We start from the raw sequence: 24,448 nt of genomic DNA on the forward strand, positions 1-24,448 counted from the left end.
CCATCTGCGCAGGCCGATTTTTGTTCATTGGGCGTTGAATCGTAGCTATATCAGGAAACGAAAGCGTTGAGTGAACGCTGTGAAGGAGAATTCGAGTGCAAGGATACCAGCCAACCGAGGACGGATTCGCGGCGATATTGGGCAATGGCTACCTGCTGTATTTGGTGCCTGAGATCGATTCGATGTTCGGGCGGCTATGTTGTAAGCGATCCATTAACGCCGTCCCTCTGAGTAGTGGACAGGCGCGTTGATTCGTGGAGTGGATATGCTGCGAATCAGTTCTGGGGGGACGGCATCCGCCAAGGCACGAGCGCCTCGTAGTCGTCGGCGGTCTTTGCCAGAGGCAGGCGCTCGAACAGCCAGGTCAGGTAACGGTATGGATCGATACCATTGGCCTTGCAGGTTTCAACGAGACTAAAGAGATTTGCGCTGGCATGTGCGCCGGCAACCGTATCCGCGAACAGGAAGCCCTTGCGTGCAACGACAAACGGGCGAATGGAATTTTCACAAGGATTGTTCGATGCCGGCCAGTCGCCGTTCTCGAGGTAACGCACAAGCTTCGGCCACTGCTCACGTAGATAGCTCAGTGCCCTGCCGAGCAGGCTCTGGGGCAGCACTCCCGGAGACTGCTCGATCATGAGATCCTTGATGACCTGGAGTACGCGGGCGCTATAGCGTTGCCGCAGGCGCTGACGCCGCCCTGCACGCCACGTTTTACTGCGTGCCTCGGCGGCAAACAACTTGCCAAACAGTTTGATGAAGCGTGTTGCGAGCAGATCTGGCGTACGTGCTGCCTTGGGAACATTTTCCTCTGCCTTGACGAAGTAACGTCTCGCGTGAACGAGGCAACCAAGGTGCACGAGCTTGTAGCGCTCGGCGATACCGTTATAAGCCTCGTAGCCATCGGTCATCAGCGCAGCGCCTTCCTGCACGCCGGCGAACAGCCTGTCAGCCAGCTTCGCCCCACGACCTGGCGTGTAGGTATAGCAACAGATCGGGATTCCAGTGCCTGCCATCTGACACCACAGGTAACTCTTCGTCTGTGGCTTGCGCCCTTTCTCCTTGAGCACCTGGAAGGTCGTCTCGTCTGTGAGGATCACCGTTGCCTCAAGCAGCGCGTCGCGCATCAGGTTGATCACGGGCTGCGTTGCGAGGCCGACCTTGACCATGCTGGCAGCGATCGTGTTCGACGAGATATCGCCGCCGAAGCGGCGAAGCAGGCCAGCCTGGCGATACAACGGAATGCCAAACTGGAATTTTCCCGTCGCGATCCAGGCAAGCGCTGATTCGGTCAGGAGTCCTCGTGGGATGATGCGCGGCGGCGCCGGCGTGACCTTGATACCCAGATCACAGCACGGGCAGGCATACTTGACGCGCTGGTGCTGGATCACGCGCAACTGCTCGGGAATCACGTCGAGTTGTTCGCTGATTTCCACGCCGAACTCGACCAGTGCAAGGCCGTCGTTGCTGCAGAAACGCTCGGCCTCCGGGAGCTCGTGCCGCCGGATCTCGCGGGGCAGACTGGGGTCAAGCGGCTTGCGGTGGCCGCGCTTTTTGCGTGTATGTGCACCGACCTTCGTTTCGGGTGTATCTTCCTGGGCGGGCGCCGCATTCGCGCCAAGCGCTTCAGCTTCGTTGAACAGCCCGAACTGTTCCGAGTCCCGTACTTCGCTCTTTGCGCCAAACAGCTCACGCCGGTAGGCACGCAGCCGTTCCTCGGCCAGGTCGCGCTCCGCGCTCACCAGACGCAGCATGCTGCGGGTTTCCTCGTGCTCGCGCTCAAGAGTGGCATACGCCTCGCGCATGGCGAGTAACGCATTGAGCTCGTCGGCGGAGATCGTGATCTGGGCGGGCATGCCGGATTAGACCATGCATGCCCGCCCATGTTCAGCTCACGCGCAAATATTCCTCCCGTGGGTGTCGGTGGATCGCGGTGATGTCATCGCCATCGAGCAGCGCGTGCAGCGACGCCGACGTCAATGCCACGACTTCGGTCTTCCTGTCGGGCCAGATAAAACGGCTTGTTTCAAGGCGTTTCGTCATCAACCAGAAACCACTTCCATCCCAGCCGATAATCTTGACCCTGTCACGACGGCGGTTTCCGAAGATATAAAGAGAGGAATCCATCGGGTTCAGATGCATGGCCTGCTCGACTAGAATCGAGAGGCTGTTCATGCCGTAGCGGAAATCGACAGGATCGCGGTGCAAGTACACCTTCAGGTTTTCGTCGAAGCGGAACACGGCATCCTCCCGAGCATCTGGACTACGGTGGTCAGTTCCTCGACGCTTGCGTCCCCGATGTCAAACTCGACACCATTGGACAGGCGCACATGCAACGCGAGCGCCATCACCGGCACCGCAGGTGGCGTTGGAAGCGCCGACGGCACCGCAACGATGGGCACGAATGGCGAAAGTGCTGGAGTCTGCGCCGTCGGCTTGATCAAATCCGGGCGTCCGTCCGATACGCTGTCGATCACCTCGCCTGCGGGCGGTGACAGTTCGTGCTCCCTGGCAATGGTGTCCTGCGGTGTCTGCGCGGTGTTTTTTTCACGCTCCAGCAGGTATTTCGTGATCCACTTGCGCAGCAGGTTGGCGTTCACCCCATGCTCCTGCGCCAGACGGGCAACCGACACGCCTGAGCACAGCGCCGCTTCGATGAGTGTGCGCTTGCCTTTCTCGTCGTACTGCCGCCGTCCGTCGCGGCTCTGACGCACCACTTTCAACTCTGAGTCTTTTTCGGCCATAGGTGTCCACCTCCAAAGTAGGTGGACACCTATGCTCCTCGCTCCTGCGGCTTACTGCCAGACGTCAAAGATGGATCGCTTACGCTATGTTGGCGATGGGCGATTCGCGAAGGCTACCGTCTCGGCGGGAGGGCTGCGCGCGTCGAGCCTCTCACGTATGGTGTGCGGTTGTCGCTGCGGGAGGCACAGGCGGCGGCATTGGCTTGGGTTGACGAACGGCAGACTGGGTAGGTTTAATGGTACGAATTGAGCCTGCGTTTAACCAGCAGGCGCACGGAAAGCCGTGCCGTTTTTTGCGGCGGGCCGTGCGTTCAGCATACGCTGTGTGCTTTTCGCAACACGGATGCGACGACGTTGAAGGCGGCTTAGCGCGGATACAATTCCACCGAGCCGATTCGCCGATTCGAGTTAGCAGGCTTTTGCTGGGGGCAAGTTTGGGGGCAACTCCAATAAGCGGCAGTCTATAGATGCCCGTGAATATTGATCTACAGCGATCAGTTTGAGAGACCTCCGCACAACTGGATATCCGAGTCGTACCAAAGTACCCCGGAAACCCCGCGTAGCGTAAGGTGCCGTCGCTATATCGGACGCTTGTCCCGCATGGGCCAGGTCTTTCCTCGAACTCCCTATCCACTCCGTGGAAACTAGCAACGGCATCGCTCGTCTGACCCAACCATTGAATTCCATTGTCGAAGGCAGCGAGTTGCGCGAATACGTGATGACACTACTTGCTGCCGTATGTGCAGATCAAAGGCACGGTATATCTGCTCTCGATCCGCCACCATCGACGGCTTTCGTTCGATCTGGCCAGCTTGAACGGATGGACCAAACATCCTGTTGTCCTTGCGATCGATGGGGCTTCGAATGGCGAGTCATTTAAGGCGGTAAAAGCGGCGCATAAGGTTATGACAAGGGAGGGCGTAGCCCCGATACAATTGTATTTTTAAAAATCATTTGCACATTGAATGAAATTGGAGTTGCCCCTGTAACTCAGGACACGCGGACACCGTTAGGTTGATGACGCCGCAGCCCGCCTGAACTCGCGAGGCGAGCAGTATTTCAGGGCTTTGTGCGGGTGACGCTCGTTGTAATGCTCAAACGCAACAGCCAGACGCGAGAGCGCCGTCGGCGCATCGGGCTTGTCCATATAGGCGACGTAATTGTGCTTCATGGTCTTCACGAACGACTCGGCCATACCGTTGCTCTGCGGCGAGCGCACGGGCGTGGTCAGCGGTTCCAAGCCCAACTCGCGTGCAAAGCTCCGAGTGCGATGGTCGATGTAGGCCGAATCGTTGTCTGTCAGCCATTCGATGGGCTGCGTCGTCTGCGTGGTGCCGAAGCGCTGTTCGACGGCCGCCAGCATCACGTCGCGCACCACGTCGCCGCTATGCCCACCGGTCGTCGCCGCCCAGCTAATCGCTTCCCGGTCGCAGCAATCCAACGCGAATGTCACGCGCAACGGCGTGCCATCGTCGCACCGGAACTCGAAGCCATCCGAACACCAGCGGGCATTACTCCGGTCCACGGCAACGCGGCCGTCGTGCCGTCGCCTGTCTCGACGCACGCCGGGACGGCGCAGCAGCAACTGGTGCTCGTGCATCACGCGATAGACGCGCTTGTGGTTAATGCATGGCGCGCTGACCATCTCGCGACTGCGACGCAGCAGCGCCCAGATGCGCCGGTAGCCGTAGGTCGGCAAGTGCGCCATGTGGGCCTGGACTTCTTCGACCAGCTCCGTGTCGTCGGTCGGTCTGGCGCGGCGACCATCCTGCCAACCGGACGAGCGAAGCCGTTTCACCGCCAAGCCAGAGCGCGCCACGCCGAGAACTTCGCAGACCGTTTTCAATGGTCGTCCCCCGGCAACAAGGGCGAGCGCGCAATCAGGTTTTTTGAGCGACCCCACTCGACGGCTTCTTTCAGGATTTCGACTTCCATCGTCTTTATATGGACGCCTCCGGCTTGCCAAGGACTTGTTGCGTTGTCGAACAGATACAGGCTGCGGTTTTATATTCGGCCCGTGCAGGTCGATGCCCGCTGGCCCCAATGGAATCCGCTGACTCAATCCTCATTTTTGCCACGGACCATCACGTCCGGAAGACGATGCAGGTTTGATGAGTCCCGGTCTTACCTGTTTGCCATTGCAACGTTACCTTGCGCAACCTTGAACTATAGAGTCTATATTGAGTACAACATAGTACAGTGGAAAGTCAGCTATGCCGTCGTAGGTGGTGGATAACTAGCGCTGTAAGAGCGTCCGTGAGCCAGGAGAGCCCAAATAGTCCGCGCTATCTTGTTTGCCAGAGCAACGACTACCACATTGAATGGGCGTCGCATGCTTAATTGCACCGCCCATGCCCCCGGGTCTTTCGCATGCTTCATAACCGAGCGTGCCCCGTGAACCATGAGGGTGCGCAGATACCGGTCTCCTCTTTTGCTGATTCCAAGCAGGCGGACTTTTCCACCAGTTCCAAACTGCGCGGGAACAAGTCCTAGCCACGCCGCAAATTCCCGGCCGGAACGGAAGGCTTTAGGGTCGCCCATTGAGGCGACTGCAGCAGTGGCAGTGAGGAACCCTACGCCCGGGATTTCCGCAATTGCCCTGCAGGCTGGGTTTTCACGTAGCCATGCACGGAGTCTCTGCTCAATGACGGTAATCTGCTTGTCGATGTCGACAAGCCGTTGCCACTGTTCCCGAAGTGAATCTATCAATACCCGGGGCAAACGTGAATCGAGACGTAGCAGGAGTTCTGGCATGGCACGGTTCATGGCTGCACGCCCAACGCCCATCACCTCTCCGTATTCGCCCAGCAAACCCCTTAGGCAGTTGGACTGGGAGCGTCGGAATACAACCAGCTGCTGTCTTATGCGATGCAACGCGAGAACGGCCTGCTGAGCTTCGGTCTTAACCGGTACGGCTCTCACCCCCGGATGTTTTGCAGCTGCCCAGATAGCGCGCGCGTCGGCGACGTCGTTCTTGTTTCCTGTCACGAACGCCTTGACGAGCTTGCCGGGCATCAGTTTGACCTCGTGCCCGAGTTCAGTGAGGCGACGTGCCCAGTGCTGTGAACCTCCGCAAGCTTCCATTCCAATAAGGCAGGGCTCGCGATTAGCAAAGTGCTCCAGGAACTCACTGCGACGGACCTGCCTGTCGAACACTTCACCAGTATCCGCAGCTATCCAGTGCAGTTGGAAGACCCGCTTGGCGATGTCCACGCCCACGACTGTCGGCTCCATTTGTGCTCTCCCGGTAGGATGAGACCTCAATTATGCGATGAGGAGGCGTCCATACCATTTTTCCCGAGCAGCCGTTGCAGCTCCTTGATTTCCTTGATGGCAGCGGCCAGCTCGAGGCGGGCACAACGGTTTCGCCCGCTTGCACCGCAGCCAGACTGCCTTCCTGGTATTGCTTGCGCCAGCCGAACACCTGGTTCGGGTTCACGCCGTGCCGCCGAGCCACGGCAGATACCGATGCGCCCGGCGCCAGCGTTTCCTGCACGATGGCGATTTTTTCTTGGGCCGTGCGCCGCCGACGACGCTCCGGCTCGGTCAGAATTTCGATGGATTCCACGTAATGACTAGTCCATTGCGTCATTGAAAAAGCACCTTATTTGGTATTCAATGAAACACATGGAAAAGATGAACTTGACCACGCTTGAGCGCAAACAATTGCTGTCGGCGGCTCGTAGCCAAACGGTGCGCGCAGCGGACACGCGGCGTGCCCGGTTGATCCTGATGCTTGACGACGGAGAGACACGTGAGGCGATCATGCAGCGGCTGCGCTGTGACTCCCGTTTCATTAGCCGTTGGTCGAGCCGGTTTCTGGCCGAGCGGCTGGCAGGCCTGTACGCGCGCCATCCGGGACGAGCCCCGGTGCATCCGCCTGAAAAGCTGGAGGCGCGGGTTCTGAATCTCACGCTCAAGCACCGGCCTGCGGACGGCTCGACGCATTGGAGCAGCTACAAGCTTGCTGCGGCTTTGGGCGATGTGGGCGCCTCGACGGTCCAGCGCATCTGGCGCAAGCACGGCGTGCGGCCCCATCGGCTCGATACGCACATGGTCTCTAATGATCCTGACTTCGAGACCAAGGCGGCAGACGTAATCGGTCTGTATCTGAACCCGCCCGCGCACGCGGTGGTGTTCTGCGTAGACGAGAAGACGGCAATTCAGGCCCTGGATCGTAAAGACCGGATGCTGCCGCTGTCACCCGGGCGCGCCGAGAGCCACGGCTTCGAATACAAGCGAAACGGCACGCTGAGCCTGTTCGCCGCGCTCAACACGACAACCGGGGAAGTCATCGGCAAGACGGCGCCACGCCATACCAGCGAGCAGTTCGTGGCCTTCCTCACGGACGTTATCGCCAGCCAGCGGCCCAAACAAGAGATCCATGTGATCTGCGACAACGTCAGCAGCCACAAGACCCCACGCGTGCAAGAGTTCCTGCGGCAACACCGAAACGTGCGGTTGCATTACACGCCGACCTATACCTCCTGGCTCAATCAGGTGGAGAACTGGTTCTCGCGCATCCAGCGCGACGTGATTGCGCGAGGCATCTTCACTACGGTAAAGGATCTGGAGCGCAAGCTGATGCGCTACATCCGCGAGCACAACAAGAATCCCAGGCCGATTAAATGGAAGTACGACGATCCATCGCGGCGAATTCGACCAGTGCCATTTCAATGACGCAGTCGACTAGGCTTACAGATAGGCACAAGACTATCCCTTATTTTAAGAGAGTCCGCGTGTCCTCAGATACGTGGGGCCGCTCCAGAAATCAAATGCGATTTAGGTGGCCTGTGCTATTTTATAAAATAAATAGGATGTCATATTAAGTGGCAAAGATATCAGAGGGGAATTCAACGCTGTAACCGAAGCGCGGGCTGCAAGTGTTACCGGCACTCACAGCCCGCTAACCGCAACCAACTCATCACGGGAGTTGACCATGGCTGGCCCCAATCTTAATGCATTGCACGCACATCCTGTGCGTCACGTGACCATTCAGAAGTCTTGGCGATATCGCCGCATCAACGCACGAACCCACACCGACCCGCCGCTATATCCTTGGATCAAACTCGCCGGTCGATGGCTAGAACTCGCAGGCTTCGAAGCAGGGCGGCGCGTAAGGCTAGAAGTGCACGAAGGCAAACTTGTGATCACGCAGGATTAAGTAGAACTACAAACGAAAACCCCGGCCCCCACCGGGGTTTGTCCTTCTAAGGCTCCCGAATCTCCGCCTCCACCAGCGTCTTCAACAACGCCACCGACTCCTGCCACCCAAGATAACAAGCCTCAACCGGAATAATCTCAGGAATCCCTTCCTGCACCGCATTCAACTCCGTCCCGCAAAACACAGCACGCAGCGAAACCGTAGTCTCCATCACCCCAGGCAAATTCGGATCATCAAACACGCCCGTATACCGAATCCGCTCCCCCGGCACGAGCTCCAGATACTCCCCACCAAACGAGTGACTGGCGCCATTGGTGAAGTTCGTAAACGACATACGATACTTCCCGCCCACAACCGCATCAAGCTGATGCACGGTCCCGGTAAACCCATTCGGCGGCAGCCATTTAGCCAACGCGGCGGCATCCAGAAACGCGCGATAAACCCGCTCAGGCGGCGCCGTAAAAACACGATGAATTCGAACAGTACCCGTAGCCATATCCACCCTCCACGCAGTCACAAATGAGCAAAACGACAAACCCAATCACCCAGGGATTCTAGGCGACAGCCCAATAAATCGACTCCAGCAAGCCCCCGCACCGCAGCAACCCAACCCGTCCCAGTGCCCTAAACTAAACCCTATGCCCCGGGCCACCCGCCCGCACCCAGTCCCTCGGAGGCCACCATGCCCGCCGCGCAGCTTGAGACTCAAAAAGTCGATTACGAAGGTTTCGAGATCCACGTCAGCGCGATGCCGGTCCAGGAAGGCGGCACGCGCTATACCTACACTGCCTATGTCTGCCACCCAGGCGCGGACATCACACGGCCGGGCCACTCGGTCCTGTACCATCCGGACGGCGAGGAAACCTTCCGCAGCGAGCAAGAAGCGGTGGAAGAGGCGGCACATGTGGGCCGGAGCATCATCGAGGGCACGCATCCCGATCTTTCGGTGCTTTCGCTCGTGACCCACGGCTACTAGTCAAACCGCAACTAACAGACCCAGCCGGGCAGCCTTAACGCGCACACTCGCGGCGCAGCATCCACGCTGCGCCCGGAGTCAACTCGCGTCCGCCAAGAACGCCGCGTCCAGCTTGCAGCGTCACACTCGCACCACAAGCTCCCCCCTTGATCAACTCTTTCGTTGCGCATCCCCATCGCTTCCTCAAAAATTCCGCTTCGCGCTCAGACAGGTATTGCGTAATGAATACGATTCTTATTAACATTTCCAGAGTGTAAGGTCCGCAGGTCGTGCGCGCGCCTGAACAGCGCTGCCGCACCGTACCGTCCCTGCGCCGCAACAAGCCACAACCATTCACCGTCCAGCACTCTCATGACTCGCCCTTCGCACAAGGCCGCGCTTGCCGCCGCCTGCGCCGCTAGTTTTCTCAGCCTGAGCGCATCCGCGCAGGCTCAATCCACCGTCACGCTCTATGGCGAGATCGACGCGGGCGTTGCCTATGCGAACAACGTCGGCGGACACTCGCAATATCAGCTCACCTCGGGTCTCGTCGACGGCAGCTTCTGGGGCCTGCAAGGCAGCGAGGATCTCGGCGGCGGCATGAGGGCGCTGTTCCGTCTCGAGCACGGTTTCGCGCCGGCCAGCGGCGAGGCGCGCAACGATCACCCGTACTACGTCGGCCTCCAATCGGAGACGTTCGGCACGCTCACGCTCGGTCGCCAGTACGACTCGGTCCACGATTATTTCGCGCCCTTCACGCTGACGGGCGGCGTCGGCGGCACCGCGTTCGCGCATCCGTTCGACAACGACAACGCCAACAATTCGTACCTCGCCGCGAACGCCATCAAGTACGCGAGCGCGAACTATGGCGGCTTCACGTTCGGCGGTATGTACGCGTTCTCGAACGGCGCGGGCCGTTTCGCCGATAACCGCGCCTACAGCATCGGCGCGAACTATTCGGGCGGCGCGTTCAGCGCGGGCGTTGCGTGGCTGCACAACAATGGCCGCGGCGCGACAGACAACGGCGCTTACGAGCCGTTCGCGCTGCCGGGCTCGGGGGACACGGCGGGTGCGGTCATCGATACTTTCGTCGGCAAGCAGGACACCATCGGCGTCGGGGCGAACTATGTGATCGGCGATGTGACGCTCGGCGCGGCGTGGTCGCGCTCGATTCAGACCGGTGTCGTCGATGCGCAAAGCGGCTTTGGGCTGCCGTCCGTCGCGTTCAGCAACTACGAGGTCAACGCGGTCTGGCAGGTCACGCCGGCGGTGGCGCTCGCGGGCATGTACGTCTACACGAAGGGCGCGGACGCGCACTGGCACGAGGGCGCGCTGCAGGCGGTCTATCAGTTCTCGAAGCGCACCGACGCCTACGCCGAAACGATCTATCAACGCGCGACAGCGGGCGCGCCCGCGGCAATCAATTCGTTCGATCCTGCCAGCGGACGTAACCAGCTCGTGGTCGCCACGGGTATCCGCCACCGCTTCTGATCCCGGCGCGCTTTCGGGCGCGCGTGTTCGCGCGCCGGTCGCTGCGTGATGGCCGGCGCGTGAATCCAGGCAGTCAGGGCGCCGGTCAGCGCATTCGCGCGTGCGCTGCTACCATCGGCCGTTCTCCCCTCATCGCCGTCCTCATGGCGGTCTTCTGCCCCGATGCTCGCGCTCAAGCTCACGCTCGTCCCGCTCTTCCTGTTGTTCGTCTCGATGGCCGGCAAGCACTGGGGGCCGAAGGTTGCGGGCTGGCTAGCCGGGTTGCCCGTGATCGCGGGTCCGATTCTCTGGCTGCTCGTGATGGAGCACGGCAATGCGTTTGGCGCGCGCGCCGTCACGCTCTCGCTTTACGCGATCCTCGCGTCCGAGGCGTTCAATTTCGCTTATGCATGGACGTGCCGCGCGCGGCCCTGGTGGTTGGCGCTCGCGGTGGCCTTCGCTGCGTGGTTCGCCGCCGCGTGCGTGCTGTCGCGCTTGCCGGTGTCGTGGCCGTGGGCGCTGGGCGTGGCGCTGGCCGCTACGCTGTTTGGCCAGGCGTTCCTGCCGCGCAGCACCGTGGTGGCTGCCGGCGCGCCGCTCGCGCGCGCCGATCTCGCCGGGCGCATGGCGGCCGGCGCTGCGCTTACGCTGTCCGTCACGGCCTTGTCCACGCGCCTCGGCCCCGTGTGGAGCGGTCTGTTCGCGGTGTTTCCGTTGCTCAGCAGCGTGATGGCCGTGTCGTCGCATCGCGCGCACGGCGCGGCGTTCGTGATTGCGCTGCTGCGCGGGATGGTGCTCGGGCGCTTCGGGTTTGCGGCGTTCTGTCTGGTGTTGTCGCTGGGACTGCAACATCAGTCGGCGACGCTGGCATTCGCCGAAGCGGTGGCGGTCGCCATGCTGGTTCAGGCGGCGAGCGGACGTCTTGCGCGGCTCAAGCGCGCGGATCCCGCGCAAAGCGGCGTGCGTGCCGATGCCGTTTCCACGGAGTAACCGGCGGGCGGAGTCAACGAGACAGAGGTGAGGAAAAAGGCCCGGACAACGTGTGTCCGGGCAAGCCGCCGGTTTACCGGCGGCGGAGGTTTTCTGTGCGAGCGTCGCGCGCGGCGCTCGAGATGCCGCGAGGCGACGTCATCTAATTCGATTGCGCAAAAACTGATGGGCCCGCTCTCCAATTCGATCGAGAGCGGGCCCGTCCGGTGTGCTTCTCGCAGCGCGCCGCTGGGCGGGGCGCTGCCTTCGACAGCGCTTACTGGCCGAAGTAGACCGACTTGGCCGGCGTCACGCGGCTGCCGGCTTGCGTCGAGCCGTTGGTCGATGCGCCGTAGGCCGTGGCTTCGGCCGTAGCGCTCTGCTGCGCGACCTTCGCTTGTGCGGCTTGAATGTCGGCCGGGTAGTACGGGCTCGAGACGCCCGGGCGATAGCCGGCCTGTTCGAGTTGCACGAGTTCTGCGCGAACCTGGGCGCGGGTCAGCGGCTGGCTTTGTTGAGCGAACGACAGAGCCGGGGCGGCAAGAACGGTAGCGGCAAGGGCTGCAGCAATCAGGGTCTTCATGATCAATAACCTCCAAGGTTTATCTTTAGAACCGTAACAATGAGTTTGTTCGATTCGTTGATGTAACTTTATTGCTACGAGGTTCGAAGATAAATATCGAGATACGGCAAATATCATTGCAAAAATGAAGATAATCGCCGCTGGCTCAGGCCGTGCTGGGCTTTGGGCGTGCCGACGCGGGGGCAAGCTTTGCGGAGCCAATGGTGAGGCAAAATATTGCGCGAGAGGCCGTGCGGCGCGGCTCACGCGCCTCTCGTTACCTTCAGGGAGATTTCCGATGAAAAACGCATTGAGCCGTCAGGCCGTGATGGCCGCTGCGCTGGCGGGTCTTGCAGCGGCAGGCGTCGCGAACGCCGCCGATACGGTGAACTGCTATGGCGTCGCCAAGGCTGGCCAGAACGATTGCGCGAGCAAGACCGGCGTGCATGATTGCGCGGGCCAGGCCAAGGTCGATCACGACAAGGGCGACTTCAAGACGATGCCCAAGGGCACTTGCGAAAAGCTCGGCGGCACGCCGGAAACGTAAGCAAGGCGCGGCATGAGCACGATGATGCATTCACCTTCGCGCACGAGTGAGGCGCAAGGCGTCGGCATCGGTTTGCGCCACGCGCACTACGGCGCGTTCATGGAGGCGCCGCCGCCGGTCTGCTGGGTCGAGGTCCATAGCGAGAACTATTTCGGCGATGGCGGCTACGACCTGCACGTGCTCGAAACGGTGCGCCGCGATGCGCCCGTGAGTGTGCACGGGGTGGGCCTCGGGCTTGGCTCGGCGGCGCGACTCGACGACACGCATCTCGCACGTCTCAAGCGTCTCGTCGAGCGCATCGAACCGGCGCTCGTTTCGGAGCATCTATGCTGGGGCGCGATGCCCCACGCCGCGCTCCACGATCTTTTGCCGATGCCGCTCACGCAGGCGTCGCTCGATCATCTGTGCGCGCGCGTCGCGCGAATGCAGGACACCCTGCGCCGGCGCGTGCTGATCGAAAACGTCTCCACGTACGTGCGCTTTCGCGACGACACCCTTGGCGAGACGACTTTTCTGGCCGAACTGGCGCGCCGCACCGGCTGCGGCGTGCTGCTCGACGTGAACAATCTCTACGTGAACCAATGCAATCACGGCGAGGACGCCCTCGCCGCGATGGCCGCATTGCCGCGCGAGGCGGTGGGCGAGTTGCATCTCGCGGGGCATCGCGTGACGGAGGCCGCGGTGATCGACGATCACGGCTCGCGCGTCGCGCCAGAAGTCTGGACGCTTTATGAGGCCGCGTTGCGCCGATTCGGCGCGGTGCCCACGCTGATCGAATGGGACACCGGCGTGCCGCCGCTCGATGTGCTGCTCGACGAAGCGAGGCTCGCGCGCGAGCGCATGACGTGCATTGCGCGCGATCCGCTCGCGAGCGCGCAGGTGCGCGCATGAGCGCCGATGAATCGCTGGCGTCGATGCAGGCGGCCTTTGCCGCCGCGCTCGACGATCCCTCCGCCGATGCCGCGCTGGCCGCGGCACACCTGCGCCCAGGCGCTTCGATTGGTGCCGCGCACGAACGTCTTGGCCTTTATCGCGGCAACGTGCGCGCCGCACGGCGCGCTGCGCTGGCGAGCGCGTATCCGGTGCTCGCGGCGCTCGTCGGAGAGGCTTACTTCGATGCACTCGCGCTCGCTTATGCGCGGGCGCATCCATCACGCGACGCGGATCTGAATCGCTTCGGCGCGGCTTTGCCGGTCTTCATCGAGCGCTACGAAACCGATGCGCGCTACGCATATTTCGGCGACGTCGCGCGGCTCGAATGGGCGCTGCACATGGCCGCCTTCGCCGCCGATGCCGAGCCGCTCGCGCCGGCGCAGTGGCAGGCGATCGGCGCGGAGCGGCTCATGTCGTCGCGGCTCGCCGTGCATCCGGCATGTGTCGCGCTGGCCTCGAATTACGCGGCGCTTGCTATTTGGCGCGCGCATCAGCAAGGCGATCAAAACCTCGGCGACAAAGCGCGTGAAGGAGCGCGCCAGCATGCGTGGCCCGACCGCGTCTATACACCGGGTTGGGTGCTTGTCGTGCGTCCGCGTTGGCGTCCCACTGCGCTTGCGCACACGCAGGCAGCGCACGAGGCGTTCGTGGCGCTTCAGCGCGGCGCGACGCTCGACGAAGCGCTCGAACGGGCATTCGCCGTCGACGAGGCGTTCGACTTCGCAAGCCATTGGCGCACGTGGATCGAGGCGGGCGCGATCGTGGGCTTGCACAGCGGATGACGCGTTCGCGCGCTGCAATTGACGTGCAGCAAATTATTACCCGGGTGATATTGCGCTTTAAAATTTACCCGGATAATATTAGCTCCGCGATTTGATACAGGAGCAAGTCATGGCAATGACAAATGAAGCCGCGTCAAGCGGCCCTCGCGTGACGGCCTTTGCCGGCACGCGGCTAATCGCGCGCGGCGCGCCGCGCGAAGTGGCGCTGGCGGTGAAGGCTGTGCTGGAGGGAGGGGAGACCGCGCAGGTGCTGGTTTTCGACGACCGCGACGCGAAGCCGGTGGAGTTCGATTTGCGCGGCCGCCCCGCGGACATAGCCGCGCGCCTCGCCGCCGATGCGGCATGGCAAGCCCGCACTGAAGGCGACCAACAAACGCAGCCAGACGACCCCGGCGAAGACGCCCCGCGCGGCCGGGGCCGGCCCAAGCTCGGCGTGGTAGCGCGCGAGGTCACGTTGCTGCCGCGCCATTGGGATTGGCTGGCGGCCCAGCCGGGCGGCGCGTCGGTGGTGCTGCGGCGGCTCGTGGAAAGCGCGCGTCATGTGAGCGAGGCGAAGGACCGCGTACGGACGTCGCAAGAGGCGGTGCACCGTTTCATGACCGCGCTGGCGGGCAATCTGCCGGGCTACGAGGAAGCGTTGCGCGCGCTGTATGCCGGCGAGCGTGCGCGCTTCGAGGCCTGGAGCGTGGATTGGCCCGAGGGCGTGCGCGACTACGTGCGGGAGCTCGCGCAAGGCGCGTTCGCATGAAGCCGCAACCAGCCATAACCTGCCGGCGCGGCTTCGTGGTGAGCCGCACCGGATAAGAGCATTAAAAACGCCCGGGCAAAAAAAAAGCCGCTCAGGCCACGTGGGCATGAGCGGGAAGTCGGAGAGTTTACATTTACAACCTCTGCATGAACTGTCATGGGGTCACGCAGCAGATGTAGTCTAAGCCGCGGGTATCTCCGTCGATATAGGAGTAGTCCGAAACTCCCGTCAGGCGGGGCTTTGCGCGCTATAGCCCCATTCGCCGGCGCGGGCTCGCAAGTCTGCCTTGCCACGCCGTTTGCGGCTCCGTACACTCGCGCGAGATTTCTCTCCCAAAAAGACAAGACCCAGACAAAACCCGATCGCGCCGGCAGCCATCGCAGCCACCGGCGCAGGACGACCAACAACGGTCAACAACAGCATAAGAGGAGCCCCATGTCCGACTCATATTTTCCCCGCTGGCGCGCGCAAACGAGCTCCGCGAAAAGCGTCGTCGCGCCCGACGAGCGCCTGCCCTGGCCGCAGATGTTCGCGATGGGCGTGCAGCACGTCGTCGCCATGTTCGGCTCGACGGTGCTCGCGCCGCTGCTCATGGGCTTCGATCCGAACCTGTGCATCTTCATGTCGGGCATTGCCACGCTGCTGTTCTTCGTCGTGGTGGGCGGGCGCGTGCCCAGCTACCTCGGTTCGAGCTTCGCGTTCATCGGTCTCGTGATTGCCGTCACCGGTTACGGCGGTCACGGGCCGAACACCAACATTCCGGTCGCGCTCGGCGGCATCGTCGCGTGCGGCGTGGCCTATGCGCTGATCGGCGTGCTCGTTTCGGTGGTCGGCACGGCGTGGATCGAAACGCTCATGCCGCCCGTGGTGACCGGCGCTATCGTGGCCGTGATCGGCCTGAATCTCGCGCCCATCGCTGTGAAGAGCGTGAGCGCCTCGCAGTTCGATTCGTGGATGGCGCTCGTCACCATCCTCTGCGTGGGCGGCGTGGCCGTCTTCACGCGGGGCATGCTCCAGCGTCTCCTGATTCTCGTGGGCCTCGCGATCGCTTACGCGATCTATGCAGTCGTGACCAACGGCATGGGCATGGGCAAGCCGATCGACTTCGCGATCGTCGGCAACGCGGCCTGGTTCGGCATGCCGAAGTTCACCGCGCCGGTGTTCGATCCGCATGCGATGACGATGCTCGTGCCCATCGCCGTGATTCTCGTGGCCGAAAATCTCGGCCACATCAAGGCCGTCTCCGCAATGACCGGCCAGAACCTCGACCGCTACGTGGGCCGCGCGTTCATCGGCGATGGCCTCGGCACCATCGTCTCGGGCTTCTCGGGCGGCACGGGCATGACGACCTACGCGGAGAACATCGGCGTGATGGCAGTCACCAAGATCTATTCGACGCTGGTGTTCGCGATTGCCGCGCTCATCGCGCTCGTGCTTGGCTTCTCGCCGAAGTTCGGCGCGGTGATCCAGACGATTCCGGGGCCGGTGCTCGGCGGCACGTCCATCGTCGTGTTCGGTTTGATCGCCGTGACGGGCGCGCGCATCTGGGTCGTCAACCGCGTCGACTTCTCAGATAACCGCAACTTGATCGTGGCCGCCGTCACGCTCGTGCTCGGCGCCGGTGACTTCTCGCTCAAGCTCGGCAATTTCGGGCTCGGCGGCATTGGCACCGCGACCTTCGGCGCGATCATTCTGTACGCGCTGTTGCGCAGGAAGCCGGCGCAGGAAGCGGCGGTTTAAGGCGAGCCATCTCTTTGCGAACGGCGCGCGTTTGGCGTCGCCACGCTGCAAATACGAATAAAAACGCGACACCCTTTATGACAGGGCGTCGCGTTTTTTGCTCTTTGAGCATATTTGCTTGGAACCGGAGTTGGCTCAAGGATCTATTGCGACTGCGGATCACCAGCAGTGCAAATTTCATCTGATTGTGTATTTATTGGGTGAAATATGAGCGCAGCTATAGATACACCTGTCACTACTTATAGATATGGAACCCACCAGAATCCAAATCCAGAAGAATTGTTTTTCTATATCGCAGTGGAAGAGGGATTTAACCTGTTCTCAATCCTTCTTTTGCCGTTTTCAAAAGTACAGCGGAAAAAGTATGAGAAGGAAGCGCTCACGGTAGGCATGCTGGAACGCGCCATTCACCGCGGGGTGTGGGACAGCCAGAGGCTCGCTGGGTAAGCAGCCGCGTGGCATGCCCACTATCCCTTATCCCCGATTGCGTCCGCGCGTGGTCATCGCGGTTTCAGAAAGATCCACTTCGCGCATCAGCTTCGAGAGCGTCTCGTCGTTGATCGTCTGGCGGTTGCGCAGGTCGAGCAGCGTCGCGCGTTCGGCGCGCATGGCCGCGAGGCGCATCTGCAGTTCGAGCGCTTCCGACTCGCGCGCGTGTTTGGCGCGGTCGCGGTCGGCGTCGAGCGTCGCGAGGCGGCGCCGGTAGGTGTCCATGACGCGCGCCGTGACATCCGCGGCGTAGGCGGCTTGCGATTCGTCCATGTCCTCGGTGGCTTTCTCGTGCAGCGCATCCACGGCGCGAATCGCGGCCTGTGCCGCCTGGGCGCGCGCGGCGCGCTCCTCGGCGGCGTGCGCCGGATGTGCGCCGCGCTTCACGCCGCGCAGCAGCAGCGGCAGCCCCACGATCGCCACCATTAGCGAGGCGAGAATCACGCCCGAGGCGATGAAAATGGCGGTGTCGCGCCCGGGCAGCGGTGCGCCGCTCGCGAGCGCCACGGGCAGCGAGAGCACGCCCGCGAGCGTGACCGCGCCGCGCACGCCGGCCACGGTTGTGATCGCCACGGTGCGCAGGCCCGGCACCGCGTTGGCCATGCCCTGTCGCGCTGCGCTGCGGCTCGCTACCCAGCGCAGCAGCCACACCCAGCCGAAGCGCATCGCGTAGAGCGCTGCGAGCACGGCGGCGATATAGCCGATGAGACGCATCATCTGCATGTTGCTCGTGTGATGCGCCTCGAGCAGCGCCTTGCCGAGAATGCCGGGGAACTGCAGCCCGAGCAGCGTGAACACCATGCCGTTGAAGACGAACTCGATCATCTGCCAGGTGCTGTTCGCGCGTACGCGCGAGGACACCGGCCCCATGTGCGCGACGCTCGTGTAGTTCATCATCATCCCGGCGGCCACGGCGGCGAGCACGCCCGAGACTTCAAGATGCTCCGCGAAGAGATAGGCCGCGAACGGAATCAGCAGCGTCATCACGACGCCGGGCGCGGGATCGCCCTCGCTGGTCATGTTCAGAAAGCGGGCGGACGCGAAGCTGAACAGCCAGCCGATCGCCGCGCCCACCGCGAGCCCGCCCGCCGCGATCACGAAGAAACTGAGCGTGGCGTCGCGCAGCGAGAAGTAGCCGGTGAGCGCGGCGGCCACGGCGAACTTGAGCGCGACGAGGCCGGACGCATCGTTCATCAGCGCTTCGCCTTCGAGGATGTGCATGAGTTGCGCGGGAATCCTGTCCTTGCCGGCGATGGCCGAGAGCGCGACGGCGTCGGTGGGCGAGAGCACGGCGGCGAGCGCGAAGGCCACTGGCAGCGAGATCTGCGGCACGAGCCAGTGCACGAAATAGCCCACCGCCACCACGGTGAACAGCACGAGGCCGAGCGCGAGCATCAGGATCGCGCGGCGCTGCATGAAGAATTCGCGCTTGGGGATGCGCCAGCCGTCCGCGAACAGCAGCGGCGGGATGAACAGCGCCATGAAGATATCGGGATCGAACGTGACGTGCGGATTGATGCGCGGAAACGTGAGCAATGCGCCGATGGCGATCTGCAAAAGCGGCAGTGGCAGCTTGACGGGCAACAGACGCACGATGACGCCCGAAAGTGCCACGGCAAGGAGCAGAATGAGAACGGTGAAAATGGTTTCCATCGATGACGTAAGGCGAGGACGCGATGCGTGCCGGTAGGGCGTCCCGGTCCCGGTAATGCGTCCTTTGAGTGTGTCCCTTTAATGCGGAAGCGTTGCGAGCGAATGCGGAGGTGCCTGGCCAGCCAGGCATCGGCTGGCGGGCAGTTTAGCCCGAGGGCGGCCTCCCGCGCCGCGAAGCGGGCAAGGGCTGCGCGGATGAGTGGCACGCTCCGCGTCATGCAGGTGCGGCCGCGTGTGATGCACGAAGTTGGTGCGCCGGGAGACGTTGCATGCCCGCTGGCCGCGCATGCGCGCGGGCAGCGCGCGGCCTGCGTGCGCACGAACCTTGCTTGACCTGATCGCAGGAGGCGCAACGCAGGGACCGCCGGCACGCGAGCCGCGGCGATCAACTTGCGCGAAGAGGAAAGCATGAGCACAGAGCAACACGACAAAACGGCCACGGCGCCTCATGGCTTCGACCTGAGCGTCGCATCGGGGCTCGAGCGCTATAGCGCACATCACGGCGAACTCACGCTCACGAGCGTGTTTCAGCCCGTTTTCAGCCTCTCGCATATGCGCGCGATCGGCTACGAAGGATTCTTGCGCGCGCACGACGCGCTCGACCGGCCGGTCTCGCCGCTCGACGTGTTCGGGGCTGCCGCGCGCGTGGGCGAGGCGCTCCAGGTGGACCGGCTCGCGCAGGCGCTGCATCTGGAGAACTTCGCGTTGCTGGGCGCCGAGCGCGAGTGGTTGTTTCTGAACGTGCATCCGGGCACGCTGACCGACCCTTATCATGCGGCGGCGCTGCTCGCGAACCTGCGGCGGCTCGATTTGCCGCCGCGGCGCATCGTGCTCGAAGTGCTCGACGTGCCGGACGCGCAGGGCTTGCAGAGTGCGGACAAGACCGGGGCCATCGATCTCGACGTGCTCGCGCACGCGGTGGCCGAGTTTCGCGAGCGCGGCTTTCTCGTGGCGCTAGACGACTTCGGCGCGGGGCATGTCGACATCGGCCGCGTGTGGCAGCTGAATCCCGATATCGTGAAGCTCGACCGCATCATGCTGCTGCACGCCGCGCATCGCGCCGACATGGCCGCGACGCTGCCCGCGCTGGTTGCGTTGCTGCACGAAGCGGGCAAGCTGGTGCTGATCGAGGGCGTGGAAACGGAGCAGGAGGCGCAGCTCGCGCTGTCGTGCAACGCCGACTTCGTGCAAGGCTTTTTCTTCGCGCGGCCCGCGCCGGGTCTGACCGACGCGGTGCACGCGCAAGCCGTGATCGCCGAGGCCACCGAGCGCTATCGTGAGCAGACCGAAGCACGCGAGCGCGGCACGGCAAGCCGTCTTGCACCCTACGTGCGCGCGTTCGAGCGCGCGGCCGAGCGCCTTGGCGCAGGCGAAGCGCTGGAGGAGGTGTGCTGGAATTTCCTCGCGCTCGATCACGCGGCGCGCTGCTTCCTGCTCGACGCAAACGGGCGTCAGGCGGGGCGCAACGTGGTGCTGCGCGTGGACCGCGCCGAGCACGATGCGCGCTTCCTGCCGCTCGACGACGCACAGGGCGCGAACTGGCTGCGCCGGCCGTACTTCCGCGCCGCGCTGGTGGCGCCGGGACGTGTGCACACGAGCTCGCCGTATCTCTCGATAAACGAGGCGCTGCCGTGCGTGACGCTCTCGATGGCGGTGCAGGTGGGCGACCGCCTGTGCGTGCTGTGCGGCGACGTGGATTGGTTTGCTGAAGAGCCGGCCTGAGCGCGGGCCGGACGGACCGAAGAGATCGACTATCGACGAAAAAACGGCGCGAGTGTGAGGCACTCGCGCCGTTTGCATCTTGACGACCGCGCCGCCTACTTCGCAACCACCACGGGAATGCCGCGCAACGCACCCACACCCTTGAACGACGCAAGCGCCTCGTCGACAGCCGCGCTCGTCTTCACGTCGATGTTCAGGCGCGTGGCGAGTTCGCGTTCGCTGCGCTTGACCGAGGCGAGATTCGCGAGCTTCACGTGGCCATAGCCGCGCACGCGCTGATGCAGGCTCGCGAATTTTGCGAGATCGGCGGCCCGGTTGGCGGTATCGCCGGCGGTGACATTCGCGAGCGCGCCGCGCAGCGTCGCCTCGTAGTCGTCGGCGAGGGCGCGTTCCATGCGCCGCTCGAGCGTCTTGCCGAACGGGTCGAGCCACGTGCCGCGCAAGCCGCGTCCCTTCGCGAGCAGCGCGAGCCCGGTCCATAGCCACTGGCCGAACTGGATCTTGCGCGGATGCTGGCCGTTCTTCTCGCGCGCGACGAGCGGCGGCGCGAGATTGAACTTCACCGTGAAGTCGCTGCCCGCACGGCCTTCGAACTGCGCTTCGAGCGCGGTGCGGAAGGCCGGATCGGCGTGCAGGCGCGCCACTTCGTATTCGTCCTTCACGGCGAGCAGCTTGTAGAACGTGGCCGCGACGGCGCGCGCGAGCGCCTGATCGGCGGAAGAATCCGCGCGGCGCGCGGCATCGACCAGCGCGCGATAACGCTTCACGTAGCTCGCGCCGCCATAGGCGAGCAGACGCTGCTCGCGGTCGGCGATCAGTTCGTCGAGCGTTTGCGTGAGCTTGCGCACCGCGGCCTTCGCAGCCGCCGTGCGCTGCATGTCCAGCGCTTCGAGCGCGGCGGCGTCGGCGGCGGCGAGTCGCCCGATCGAGAACGCGAACAGGTTCGCCTGCACGGCCACGTTGTTCAGCTCGATCGCGCGCGTGAGCGCCGCGAGCGACACCGGCACGAGGCCGAGCTGCCACGCGAAGCCGAGCATCAGGATGTTCGCGCCGATCGTGTCGCCGAGGAAGCGTTGCGCGAGCGCCTGGGCATCGCACGTCGAGAGCGGATCTTGAGCCGGCGTTGCGCCGTTAGTGGCCGCATGGCGCATCTTCGCGAGCAGGGCGTCGGTGTGCAGGTTCGCCTCGGGGTTCTGCACGAACGCCGCGTTCGGAATCTCGTGCGTGTTCACGACGATGCGCGTGCGGTCGTGGCGCACGGTTTGCAGCGCGTCGGCGCTTGCGCCCACCACCATGTCGCAGGCGAGCAGCAGGTCGGCCTGCTGCGTGTCGATGCGCACCTGGTTGAGCAGCGCATCGGTCGCGGCGAAACGCACGAACGACAGCACCGAGCCGCCCTTTTGCGCGAAGCCCATGAAATCGAGCACCGAAGCGCTCTTGCCCTCCAGATGCGCGGCCATGCTGATGAGCGCGCCCACCGTCACCACGCCCGTGCCGCCCACGCCGGTCACGAGAATGTCGTAAGGCGCGTTGTCCAGATGCGTGGCCGGAACCGGCAGCGCATTCACGCGCGCCGCGAGCGCCTGCGGATCGAACGCGGCGCCCGCGGCCTTCTTGAGCTTGCCGCCTTTCACAGTGACGAAGCTCGGGCAGAAGCCGTTCACGCACGAATAGTCCTTGTTGCACGACGACTGATCGATGCGGCGCTTGCGCCCCAGTTCCGTTTCCACGGGCTCGACCGAGAGGCAGTTCGACTGCACGCCGCAATCGCCGCAGCCTTCGCAGACTTCCTCGTTGATGAAGAGGCGCTTGTCCGGATCGGGGAATTCGCCCTTCTTGCGGCGGCGGCGCTTTTCGGCGGCGCAAGTCTGGTCGTAGATCAGCACGGTCACGCCCGGCGTTTCGCGCAGTTCGCGCTGCACGGTGTCGAGCTCGCTGCGGTGATGGAACGTCGTGCCCTTCGGGAACAGGCCGTGATGGCCATCGTATTTCTCGGGCTCGTCGCTCACTACCACGAAGCGCGAGACGCCCTCGGCCTCCACCTGGCGCGCGATCTGCGGCACGGAGATGCTGCCGTCGACGGGCTGGCCGCCCGTCATCGCCACGGCATCGTTGTAGAGGATCTTGTAGGTGATGTTGGCCTTCGCGGCCACGGCCTGGCGAATCGCAAGGATGCCTGAATGAAAGTAGGTGCCGTCGCCGAGATTCTGGAACACATGACGCGTGTTCGTGAACATCGAATGCGAGGCCCAGTCCACGCCTTCGCCGCCCATCTGGATCAGGCCCGTGGTGTCGCGTTCCATCCACGAAGCCATGAAGTGACAGCCGATGCCGGCCTGCGCGATCGAGCCTTCGGGCACCTTGGTCGAGGTGTTGTGCGGGCAGCCCGAGCAGAAGTAGGGCGTGCGCTTCACGGCATCGGCGACGTTCGAGAGAATCTGCGGCGCGACGAGATCGACCACGCGCTCGCGGCGGTCGAGCATGGGCTTGTGCTGCGCGAGCCACGCGGCGAACACGGGCAGGATGCGCGAAGGGCGCAATTCGCCCAGATCGGAGAGCAGCAGCGTGCCGTCCTCGGCGTGCTTGCCGACGATAGCCGGGCGCGCACCGTCCTTGCGGTTGTAGAGATGGTCCTTGATCTGCTGCTCGATCACGGGGCCCTTCTCTTCGATCACGAGCACATTGGCGAGCCCCGAAACGAAGGCGTCGATGCGCGACATCTCCAGCGGGAACGAGAGCCCCACTTTGTAGATGCGCACACCCGCGCGGTCGAGGTCGTCGACCGTGAGGTCGAGGCGGCGCAGCGCTTCCATGAGGTCGAGATGCGCCTTGCCGCAGGTCACGATGCCCACGTCCGCGTGGGGGCTCGGCGCGATCCACTTGTCGATGCTGTTCGCGCGCGCGAAGTGGCGCACGGCGTCGAGCTTGGCCGCGAGGCGCTGCTCGATCGAGAGGCTCGGCAGATCGGGCCAGCGATTGTGCAGGCCGCCGGGTGGCGGCGTGAAGCCCGATGTTGCCAACTCAGGCGCCTGCCAGTCGGTTTTTACAGCATCGAGATCGACGGTCGAGCCCGATTCCACCGTTTCGGAAATCGCCTTGTAGCCCACCCATGCGCCCGAGTAGCGCGAGAGCGCCCAGCCGTACAGGCCGAACTCGAGCATGTCGGCGATGTTCGACGGATTCACGATTGGCATGTGCCACGCCATCATCGCGAAGTCGCTCTGATGCGGCATCGACGACGACACGCAGCCATGATCGTCGCCCGCCACCACGAGCACGCCGCCGTGTGGCGACGAGCCATAGGCGTTGCCATGCTTGAGCGCGTCGCCGGCGCGGTCGACGCCCGGGCCCTTGCCGTACCACATCGCGAACACGCCTTCGACGGTGCGCTCGGGGTCGGCTTCCACGCGCTGGGTGCCGAGCACGGCGGTGCCTCCCAATTCCTCGTTGATGGCGGGCAGGAAGCGCACGTCGGCGGCTTCGAGCAGCTTCTTCGCCTTCCACGCCTGCTGATCGACCATGCCGAGCGGCGAGCCGCGATAGCCGCTGATGAAGCCTGCCGTGTTCAGCCCATGCGCGCGGTCGAGCGCGCGCTGCATGAGCGGCAGGCGGATGAGCGCCTGGGTGCCGGTGAGGAAGATGCGGCCGCGCGTGGCGGTGAGGTTGTCGGTGAGCTTGTAGTCAGCGAGAGGGGGCGTGGCAGGCGTGTCGCCGAACGCGGGGCGCGCAGTCATGAGGAGTCTCCGTTTTGTCGATCGCAGTTGGCGCTTCAGCGCTTACTGCGATCCCATGCAAGGCTATTGCTGTCGCACCCCCTTCGTGGAGGGCGGCGAGGAAGACTCTATTTTTTCGCGCCAATGACGGAAATATTTTGCTAACTCACCAGGCGCGGCAGGTTTTCGCGCGATAAGCTGCCCGTCACGGGGTAATTTTGAGAAGGATTTCCCCTACAGCGTTTCGGACGCCCGGG

Annotated in this window: 20 protein-coding genes and 2 pseudogenes; 12 read left to right on the plus strand and 10 right to left on the minus strand. The window is 63.4% G+C overall.

Annotation, left to right across the window (positions count from 1 at the left end; all coding sequences use genetic code 11):
• Positions 1-275 precede the first annotated feature (275 nt).
• From tnpC to P5W99_RS00990, 6 genes and pseudogenes are all read right to left on the minus strand, one after another.
• Entirely contained in the window at positions 276-1,856 is a 1,581-nt protein-coding gene (tnpC, locus tag P5W99_RS00965) for an IS66 family transposase (protein WP_434661543.1), read from the minus strand.
• A gap of 31 nt (positions 1,857-1,887) precedes the next feature.
• Positions 1,888-2,241: an IS66 family insertion sequence element accessory protein TnpB gene (tnpB, locus tag P5W99_RS00970; RefSeq protein ID WP_035534556.1), complete on the minus strand. Its 354-nt coding sequence runs from the start codon at positions 2,239-2,241 to the stop codon at positions 1,888-1,890.
• Positions 2,217-2,744, minus strand: a complete 528-nt coding sequence (locus P5W99_RS00975; RefSeq protein ID WP_434661545.1) for a transposase — start codon at positions 2,742-2,744, stop codon at positions 2,217-2,219. The genes tnpB and P5W99_RS00975 overlap by 25 nt, the downstream gene beginning before the upstream one ends.
• A gap of 1,009 nt (positions 2,745-3,753) precedes the next feature.
• Positions 3,754-4,685, minus strand: a pseudogene (locus P5W99_RS00980) (IS3 family transposase); the annotation flags it as partial.
• 270 nt (positions 4,686-4,955) lie between these two features.
• Positions 4,956-5,978 carry an IS110 family transposase gene (locus P5W99_RS00985; protein ID WP_421073428.1) on the minus strand — a complete coding sequence of 341 codons (1,023 nt, stop codon included), beginning with the start codon at positions 5,976-5,978 and terminating at the stop codon, positions 4,956-4,958.
• Between the two features lie 47 nt (positions 5,979-6,025).
• Positions 6,026-6,336 (minus strand): annotated as a pseudogene (locus P5W99_RS00990) (transposase); the annotation flags it as partial.
• Positions 6,337-6,362: 26 nt separating this feature from the next.
• On the opposite strand from P5W99_RS00990, the gene P5W99_RS00995 reads away from it, so the two are divergent.
• The gene (locus P5W99_RS00995) at positions 6,363-7,424 is read left to right on the plus strand and encodes an IS630 family transposase (protein WP_434661546.1); all 1,062 of its coding nucleotides are present in this window, start codon (positions 6,363-6,365) and stop codon (positions 7,422-7,424) included.
• A 259-nt stretch (positions 7,425-7,683) separates the two neighbouring features.
• Positions 7,684-7,908 (plus strand): SymE family type I addiction module toxin, encoded by a 225-nt coding sequence (locus P5W99_RS01000; RefSeq protein WP_421022789.1) that lies wholly within the window; start codon positions 7,684-7,686, stop codon positions 7,906-7,908.
• Between the two features lie 46 nt (positions 7,909-7,954).
• Here P5W99_RS01000 and P5W99_RS01005 read toward each other — a convergent pair whose 3' ends face one another.
• Entirely contained in the window at positions 7,955-8,404 is a 450-nt protein-coding gene (locus P5W99_RS01005) for an SRPBCC family protein (RefSeq protein WP_421022790.1), read from the minus strand.
• Between the two features lie 186 nt (positions 8,405-8,590).
• Here P5W99_RS01005 and P5W99_RS01010 point away from each other — a divergent pair, with 186 nt between their 5' ends.
• The 3 genes from P5W99_RS01010 (at position 8,591) to P5W99_RS01020 (ending at position 11,323) form a co-directional block, all read left to right on the plus strand.
• Positions 8,591-8,884 (plus strand): hypothetical protein, encoded by a 294-nt coding sequence (locus P5W99_RS01010; protein ID WP_434661549.1) that lies wholly within the window; start codon positions 8,591-8,593, stop codon positions 8,882-8,884.
• A 351-nt stretch (positions 8,885-9,235) separates the two neighbouring features.
• Entirely contained in the window at positions 9,236-10,354 is a 1,119-nt protein-coding gene (locus tag P5W99_RS01015; RefSeq protein WP_434661550.1) for a porin, read from the plus strand.
• 162 nt (positions 10,355-10,516) lie between these two features.
• Positions 10,517-11,323 (plus strand): hypothetical protein, encoded by an 807-nt coding sequence (locus P5W99_RS01020; RefSeq protein ID WP_421022793.1) that lies wholly within the window; start codon positions 10,517-10,519, stop codon positions 11,321-11,323.
• Positions 11,324-11,579: 256 nt separating this feature from the next.
• On the opposite strand, the gene P5W99_RS01025 is transcribed toward P5W99_RS01020, so the two are convergent.
• Positions 11,580-11,885, minus strand: coding sequence for a DUF4148 domain-containing protein (locus P5W99_RS01025; protein WP_421022794.1), 306 nt, complete (start codon positions 11,883-11,885; stop codon positions 11,580-11,582).
• Positions 11,886-12,162: 277 nt separating this feature from the next.
• Between P5W99_RS01025 and P5W99_RS01030 the strand changes: the two genes are divergently transcribed.
• The 6 genes from P5W99_RS01030 (at position 12,163) to P5W99_RS01055 (ending at position 17,061) form a co-directional block, all read left to right on the plus strand.
• Entirely contained in the window at positions 12,163-12,411 is a 249-nt protein-coding gene (locus P5W99_RS01030) for a BufA1 family periplasmic bufferin-type metallophore (protein ID WP_421022795.1), read from the plus strand.
• Positions 12,412-12,423: 12 nt separating this feature from the next.
• Positions 12,424-13,302, plus strand: a complete 879-nt coding sequence (bufB, locus tag P5W99_RS01035; protein WP_421022796.1) for an MNIO family bufferin maturase — start codon at positions 12,424-12,426, stop codon at positions 13,300-13,302.
• A complete protein-coding gene (locus P5W99_RS01040) occupies positions 13,299-14,126 on the plus strand; it encodes an HvfC/BufC family peptide modification chaperone (protein WP_421022797.1) in 828 nt (275 codons plus the stop codon). The genes bufB and P5W99_RS01040 overlap by 4 nt, the downstream gene beginning before the upstream one ends.
• Positions 14,127-14,235: 109 nt before the next feature.
• A complete protein-coding gene (locus tag P5W99_RS01045) occupies positions 14,236-14,874 on the plus strand; it encodes a DUF2239 family protein (protein ID WP_421022798.1) in 639 nt (212 codons plus the stop codon).
• A gap of 435 nt (positions 14,875-15,309) precedes the next feature.
• Positions 15,310-16,614, plus strand: coding sequence for a solute carrier family 23 protein (locus P5W99_RS01050; RefSeq protein ID WP_421022799.1), 1,305 nt, complete (start codon positions 15,310-15,312; stop codon positions 16,612-16,614).
• 207 nt (positions 16,615-16,821) lie between these two features.
• Positions 16,822-17,061: a hypothetical protein gene (locus P5W99_RS01055; RefSeq protein ID WP_421022800.1), complete on the plus strand. Its 240-nt coding sequence runs from the start codon at positions 16,822-16,824 to the stop codon at positions 17,059-17,061.
• A 27-nt stretch (positions 17,062-17,088) separates the two neighbouring features.
• Here P5W99_RS01055 and P5W99_RS01060 read toward each other — a convergent pair whose 3' ends face one another.
• On the minus strand, positions 17,089-18,756 hold the full coding sequence (locus P5W99_RS01060) for a Na+/H+ antiporter (RefSeq protein WP_421022801.1): 1,668 nt from the start codon (positions 18,754-18,756) through the stop codon (positions 17,089-17,091).
• A 408-nt stretch (positions 18,757-19,164) separates the two neighbouring features.
• Between P5W99_RS01060 and P5W99_RS01065 the strand changes: the two genes are divergently transcribed.
• On the plus strand, positions 19,165-20,478 hold the full coding sequence (locus P5W99_RS01065; RefSeq protein WP_421073433.1) for an EAL domain-containing protein: 1,314 nt from the start codon (positions 19,165-19,167) through the stop codon (positions 20,476-20,478).
• Between the two features lie 95 nt (positions 20,479-20,573).
• Here P5W99_RS01065 and P5W99_RS01070 read toward each other — a convergent pair whose 3' ends face one another.
• Positions 20,574-24,212, minus strand: a complete 3,639-nt coding sequence (locus P5W99_RS01070; protein ID WP_434661553.1) for an indolepyruvate ferredoxin oxidoreductase family protein — start codon at positions 24,210-24,212, stop codon at positions 20,574-20,576.
• Positions 24,213-24,448 lie beyond the last annotated feature (236 nt).

Origin of the sequence: Paraburkholderia sp. A3BS-1L (genome assembly GCF_051125215.1) — a bacterium.
In the GTDB taxonomy this organism is placed as follows: Bacteria; Pseudomonadota; Gammaproteobacteria; order Burkholderiales; family Burkholderiaceae; genus Paraburkholderia.